The sequence below is a fragment of the Streptomyces lancefieldiae genome, assembly GCF_031845825.1.
Lineage (GTDB): Bacteria > Actinomycetota > Actinomycetes > Streptomycetales > Streptomycetaceae > Streptomyces > Streptomyces lancefieldiae.
This window is the reverse complement of the sequence record NZ_JAVRFH010000128.1, coordinates 1-5,234: the sequence shown is the minus strand read 5'-3', so window position 1 is coordinate 5,234 and position 5,234 is coordinate 1. Positions and strand designations below refer to the sequence as shown.

General features: G+C 69.7%; 5 protein-coding genes and 1 pseudogene. 3 read left to right on the top strand and 3 right to left on the bottom strand.

Annotated elements, in window-relative coordinates:
* The first annotated feature begins 15 nt into the window (after positions 1-15).
* The 3 genes from RM812_RS40430 to RM812_RS40420 all read left to right on the top strand — a co-directional run bounded on the left by RM812_RS40430 (position 16) and on the right by RM812_RS40420 (position 1,781).
* A complete protein-coding gene (locus RM812_RS40430) occupies positions 16-819 on the top strand; it encodes a hypothetical protein (RefSeq protein WP_311585739.1) in 804 nt (267 codons plus the stop codon).
* Positions 820-914: 95 nt separating this feature from the next.
* Positions 915-1,478, top strand: a complete 564-nt coding sequence (locus RM812_RS40425) for a hypothetical protein (RefSeq protein ID WP_311585737.1) — start codon at positions 915-917, stop codon at positions 1,476-1,478.
* A gap of 63 nt (positions 1,479-1,541) precedes the next feature.
* Entirely contained in the window at positions 1,542-1,781 is a 240-nt protein-coding gene (locus RM812_RS40420; RefSeq protein ID WP_311585735.1) for a hypothetical protein, read from the top strand.
* A gap of 96 nt (positions 1,782-1,877) precedes the next feature.
* On the opposite strand, the gene RM812_RS40415 is transcribed toward RM812_RS40420, so the two are convergent.
* From RM812_RS40415 to RM812_RS40405, 3 genes and pseudogenes are all read right to left on the bottom strand, one after another.
* A complete protein-coding gene (locus tag RM812_RS40415) occupies positions 1,878-2,666 on the bottom strand; it encodes a hypothetical protein (RefSeq protein ID WP_311585733.1) in 789 nt (262 codons plus the stop codon).
* Between the two features lie 1,148 nt (positions 2,667-3,814).
* Positions 3,815-4,585 (bottom strand): hypothetical protein, encoded by a 771-nt coding sequence (locus RM812_RS40410; RefSeq protein WP_311585731.1) that lies wholly within the window; start codon positions 4,583-4,585, stop codon positions 3,815-3,817.
* Positions 4,585-5,234: pseudogene (locus RM812_RS40405) on the bottom strand (hypothetical protein); the annotation flags it as partial. The pseudogene RM812_RS40405 and the gene RM812_RS40410, both read right to left, overlap by 1 nt.

Below are 5,234 nucleotides of genomic sequence, written 5' to 3'. Positions count from 1 at the left end.
TAACAAGGAAGAACCATGCACACACCCGATACGGCGGAAGCCACGTCACTCGCCGCCGAGGTCGCCGCACTGCTCCCCCAGCGCCACAACACCGGCTGGACCGTCAGCCCGGCCTCGGTCGCCGCCTGTCCGGCCGCGCGCCTGAGCGACGGCCCCCGCCACTTCCTCCTGGCGACGGACGGTGGTCGTACCACGCTGCTCACGGGAACGCCGCACACGGCCGAGGTGTCGCTCACCGTCGCGGGCAGCGCTCCGGCTGCGGTGGCGAGCGCGGCACTGCGTTCCCTGCTCCCCCGCATCGACGGTGCCGTCGATGCGCCCCCGTCCAAGCAGCCGCACCGTCTCGCGTACCTCGCCGAAGTCGATACTCGGCTCCGTGAACTCGGCACCCTGTCCCAGCAGTTCGACCGCGCCGACAACACCACCGGGCTGGCCTGGCAGTGCCACGACGCGACCGTGAGCTTCGCCCTGCACGGCGCGTGCGCCACAGGGGCGATGAGCTTCGCCGGAGGACTGGAAGCCCTGGAACGGTTCCTTGCCCCGTTCCTCCCGCCACATCCCGGGCCGGGCCGTGTCCGCGCCGCTGTGCAGCGCGGCTGCGGCGGCGTCGCCCGGCGCGTCGTGGCCGCGTACCCGCATGCCGTCGAATGCGATGCAGACGGCTTCGTCCGGTTCGCGGACGCAGACGGCGGGCCGCTCCAGGGCTGGGTGATGCCGCGCGACGTGAACGGGCCGGTCGGACCGAGGACACCGGTCACGGCCGGAATCATCGGCGTCGGCGTCGACCTCGTACTTTCCGCGCTGCCCACGATCACCTGAGCCACGCCCTCGCGCGCAAGCAGGGCCGGTCCGTCACCACCCGGTCCCTCGTACACACAGCAACACCGCACCACCCGATCCGAGGAACCCCCGAAGTGAGCACCGCAGTCGTCACGAGCACGTTCACCCATCCCGACGTCGTGGCAGCGATCGACGCCGGAACGAAAATGGCCGCCGACGAGTCCGGCCGTTCCCTCACCTCCGAACGCTTCACCTGGGCCACCGCAGCCGCCTTGACCTACCTCGACAACACCGAGGCGCCGTGGGCAGACGTACAGGCCCGGCACCTGGAGATCACGGCCGCGCAGGCCGCCGCCGGCCGGGGCGCCGAGGTCGAGGACACGTCGGACCTGTACGAAGGCATGCGCTACAGCCGGGGGCAAGTCTCGGCTGCCGTGAACGCGGGAGTCGACGCCGCCGCCGAAACGATCCGCGAGCAGTGCGCGGACGACATCGACAACCTGACGGTGAACGCCATCCTGACGCTTCTGGACCACCACGACGCCTCCTTCGCCGACGTCGTGGCCGAGTGCTACGACGGCGACGGCGCCGATGACGTCAGCGGCTGGCTTGCCGATGTCCCGGCCGACAGCGACGCCGACTTCGAGGCCCTCCAGGCGGCCCGGATCGACGCCTATCTCCGATCCGTCGGCCTGTGACCATCCGGGCATCCCTGGCGCCGGGCGGCAGCCCGCCCGGCCCCCCGAAGGAAGGAATCTGTCGTGTCCGTAGTCCTGATCGGCCGGTGGGACGCCGAAACCCTGGAGATCGAGGAGTCCCACACCGTCGGCGACGGAGACCAGGAAGCGATCGACACCCTGCTCAGCGGGCGCACCGGCGACTGGTGGTCATGCGAGTACCTGGTCGACCGTCACCGTGACGCCGTTCAGCTCGCTTACGAGGGCCTTGCCCCCGGGCAGGCTCTCGTCGACGAGGCCGACGGCTTCGATCCCTCGCCTTGAGTCCGGCCTGCCGGCGCTATGGGGCGCCGCGCGGCGGCCCCGTCTTCTCCCGGTTCACATTGTCCACGGGGAGCGTGCAGGGCTGCTGCCGCGCCTTCAGGCCCCCTCGATAGCGGGCGGCAGAGCGATGGCGGCGGCCTCCTTCGCGGATTCCAGCGCGGCGGTGAACGTGGCCGCGACGGCTGCCGCCTGGGCGTTCATGCCGTCGATCTCCGCTACAGCGTGATCATGGCGAGCAGTGCGGGCCAGGAGTTCGAGAACATCCGCGCTGCCCTCGGTGAGCTGCTTGATCTGCTTCAGCTCCTGGAAACGGTCGTCGGCCCGGCGGACTTCGTCGGCGTACGCCTCCAGGGCGACGACCCGGCGTTGGATGCCTTGGAGACTGGCGGCGAGGGACTTGCGGCGTACGTCGATCACTGCGGCGACCATGCTGCCCCGGGGCCTGTCGGGCTCTGCCTTCATCAGACGGCTGTACTCGCGCAGGGCCTCGGCGATCTCCCACTCCTGGTGAGGAAGGGCCACCTCGTTGCGCTGTCGGTCGATCAGGTCGCAGCAGTGCACGGACGAGCCGAGTACGGTCCTTCTCGCCTGCTGGGCACGGGCCAGGAGCGATCGGGCCTCGTCCGTCAACTGCGATGGCTGTACGTACCGTGCTCGGGACTCGTCCAGTTCCCGTAGCGCCGCGTTGTAGGTGACCGTCTCCATCACCCTGAAGGCGATCAGGACCGCGAGCCCGGTGACCGCGAGCGGCCAGAGCCGCTCGATGCCGCTGTGCAGCGCCTCGAGGATGTTCCTCACGGCCTCGTCGAAGGCGTCTGAGACGCTGGCCGGCAGGTCGTCATCCGACGGCTCCTGTGTCTGGTCCGCGCCGGTGGCCTGCCACATCAGTGCGGCGCCCGCCGCTACGACAGCCCCGCGGACGCACTCAGGCGCCATCGCCCGCCACAGGGGCTGCCGCTGTACCGGTGTGGATGCCCCTCTGACTCGCGCAGCAGCTTGCGGGTCCGCTCCTGCAGTTCCGGATCGGCGACCGGTTCTACAGCCTTGCCCGGTGGCGCCCCTGCCTTCGTCACAGCCCTGATCCTTCGCTCGTGCACCTTCGCCAACGCGTGCGTTCATGCTCCCGGCAGGAGGGGACGCGCCCGTCTGACCGTCTGCCTGTCGTTCCCTGCGCTTGTTTCCGTAACGGCGGGCCGGGGCTCACTCGGTCTCTTCGCGATGCCTTCGGCAGAGGCCGGATACGCCATCGGCCGCTGGTGGGCGGGCTCTCCTCCTGTATGCGGGCGGCTCCCGGGAACGGGCGGACCGGGCGTCGGCAGGGCGGCGAGCTTGCGGCTGACCAGAAGGTGAACGGGCTGAAGAACACCAGCGAGAGTGGAGACCACCAGCCCTGCCACAGAGTCTTGGTCGTCAGTTCGCGAACCAGCGCCGTGCCGCACGAGCAGCAGAAGGGACCGTCGACCTTGTGGAAGCGCATCCTCGGCAGCAGTCCCTGGTGCGCGCGCACGGTGGCGGTGACGGTCGGCTGGGCGCCGCAGATGCGGCAGGCAGGCACACCGCTGCGCCAGCCGGGGTGGGCGGATGACGCGGAAGGCGGCGCTGTCTCGGGTGCGGGCACCGTCCACGGCGGGGGCGCATAGGCGGAGGCGTGAGAAATCGACTGCGCGGCCGAGGGGCTCATCACACGGTCTCCTGGACCCGGGTCGGTGCGGAAGGAACAGAGACGGTCCACCAGTGTCGGGTGACCGGCTGACGGAAGGGGCTGCTGAGCCAGTCGGTGCCCGCCGGTCTCGCCTTGGCGGTGACGGCCGTCACCGGAGTTGGGACGGGCGAGGTGAACGGGGCGGAGCTGGGGGGTGGTGCCTGCAGTATGAGTCGGGGCGGTGGCGCGGTGGCGTGCGAGAAGCGCGGCATCAAGGGGTCGGGAGGTGTGCGCGGGACCTGGCGAACGGGCCGTCCCTGGTATGCACGGCTGCGGCCGGTGAGGTTGCGGTAGCGGGGTTGGACGGCGGGGCGCGGCGGGGTGAGGATCGTCACGCGCGGCCCGTAGTCAGTCGTTGCAGCAGGGCTGCAAGGGTGGCGTGGTCATAGGGGGTTATGCGGATCAACGCGTGGGCGGCGGCGAAGCCGGCTCCACCAGGGCTGGTGTCGCGGTCGGAGTGGAGCCAGGCGGTGACGGCGTTGACAAGGCAGCGGCGGCTCTGTTCTTCAGGACCGCCGAGCCGGTGGGACGCAACGGCGGCCTCGATGTACAGAGAGGCTGCGACGGCGCAGTCCCGGGCCATCACCGCGAAGTACGCCTGGAGTTCGGTACCCATCGCCACGTACGGGTGATCCCGTCCGTGCTGGGTGGTGAGGTGCTGGGTGGCGCGGCGGGCGGCCTGCTGCGCAGCGCGCCACTGCCCGGCGCGCTGGGCTGCCCGGACGGTGGCCAGCAGACCGGTTTCCTCGGGTATGCCCTGGTTCCAGACCGGGTCGACGGCCGAAGTGTCGGTGGGCAGGTCCTGATCGGCATGGATCGTGCCGTCCGCGGAGATCTGCTGACGCTCGACGTGTCCGTTGGGGTGCCCGATGGACAACCGGATCGGTCGGTTGTGCTGTGCGGCTGCGGCGCGCAACGGTCCGCGCACGCGCTCGATAAGGACCTCGAGCTGATCGGGCGAGCCGTCGTGCAGCAGCCCTTGGGCATGGACGCCGCCGCCGGGCAGAACGATGAGCGTCTCGTGGATGTCGGTGGGAAGTGGTGACGGGCCCGGGGGCATGGTGCCTTCCTCGGTAGGGGGCGTTGGCAGGGGCTGGGTCATCAGCGGGAGTTCACCATCCGGTACTCGATGCCGGTCACCCACGGCCTGGCCTTCGGGTTCAGAACCGCCAGCGCCTGGCCCTCGAACTCGTCGGTGACGACGTCGCGCCGCGTGTTGTTGTAAACGGACTCCGTGGGGCCGGGGGTGATGTCGAAGCCGCTCATGTAGCGCGGCTTGAGCATTACCTCGCTAGTGTGAGCGGTCGGGAAGAGGGCGACCACCCCGCCGTTTTCCAGTTTCAGCGCGTACACCTTCGGGTGCGCCGGCACCTTGGCGAAGAACTTCTCGGTCGCGTATCCCTCCAGGTCGTCGCCGACGCCTTCCTTGTAGACGTCGGTCGAGCCCTTTGTGCTCTCGGTCGCGGCGAAAGTCTTTCCCGCCGTCTTGCCGCCCGTCTCGAAGAAGTCCTCGTAGCTCTTGCTGAGCTGGTCGGGGGCGAGCGCGCCTACTTTCTGGGACGGGTCGGCGGGCGTCACGTAGCCGTGCTTGTCAACTGCGATCTTTGGGATCGGCTCGTCGGCGTAGACCGTCATCACGACCTTGTAGGTGCTGCCGACCTTGTCGAAGATCACCAGGGCACTTCCGGCCTTGGGGTCGGCGCTGGAGTGAGCCTTGATCGCGAACCAGGTTGCCCCGCTGTCGGCAGCAG

What these genes read in the sequence shown, in the direction of transcription:
- RM812_RS40430 (WP_311585739.1), top strand. Translation starts at nt 16, where the DNA reads ATGCACACACCCGATACGGCGGAAGCCACGTCACTCGCCGCCGAGGTC.
- RM812_RS40415 (WP_311585733.1), bottom strand. Translation starts at nt 2,666, where the DNA reads ATGTGGCAGGCCACCGGCGCGGACCAGACACAGGAGCCGTCGGATGAC.
- RM812_RS40410 (WP_311585731.1), bottom strand. Translation starts at nt 4,585, where the DNA reads ATGACCCAGCCCCTGCCAACGCCCCCTACCGAGGAAGGCACCATGCCC.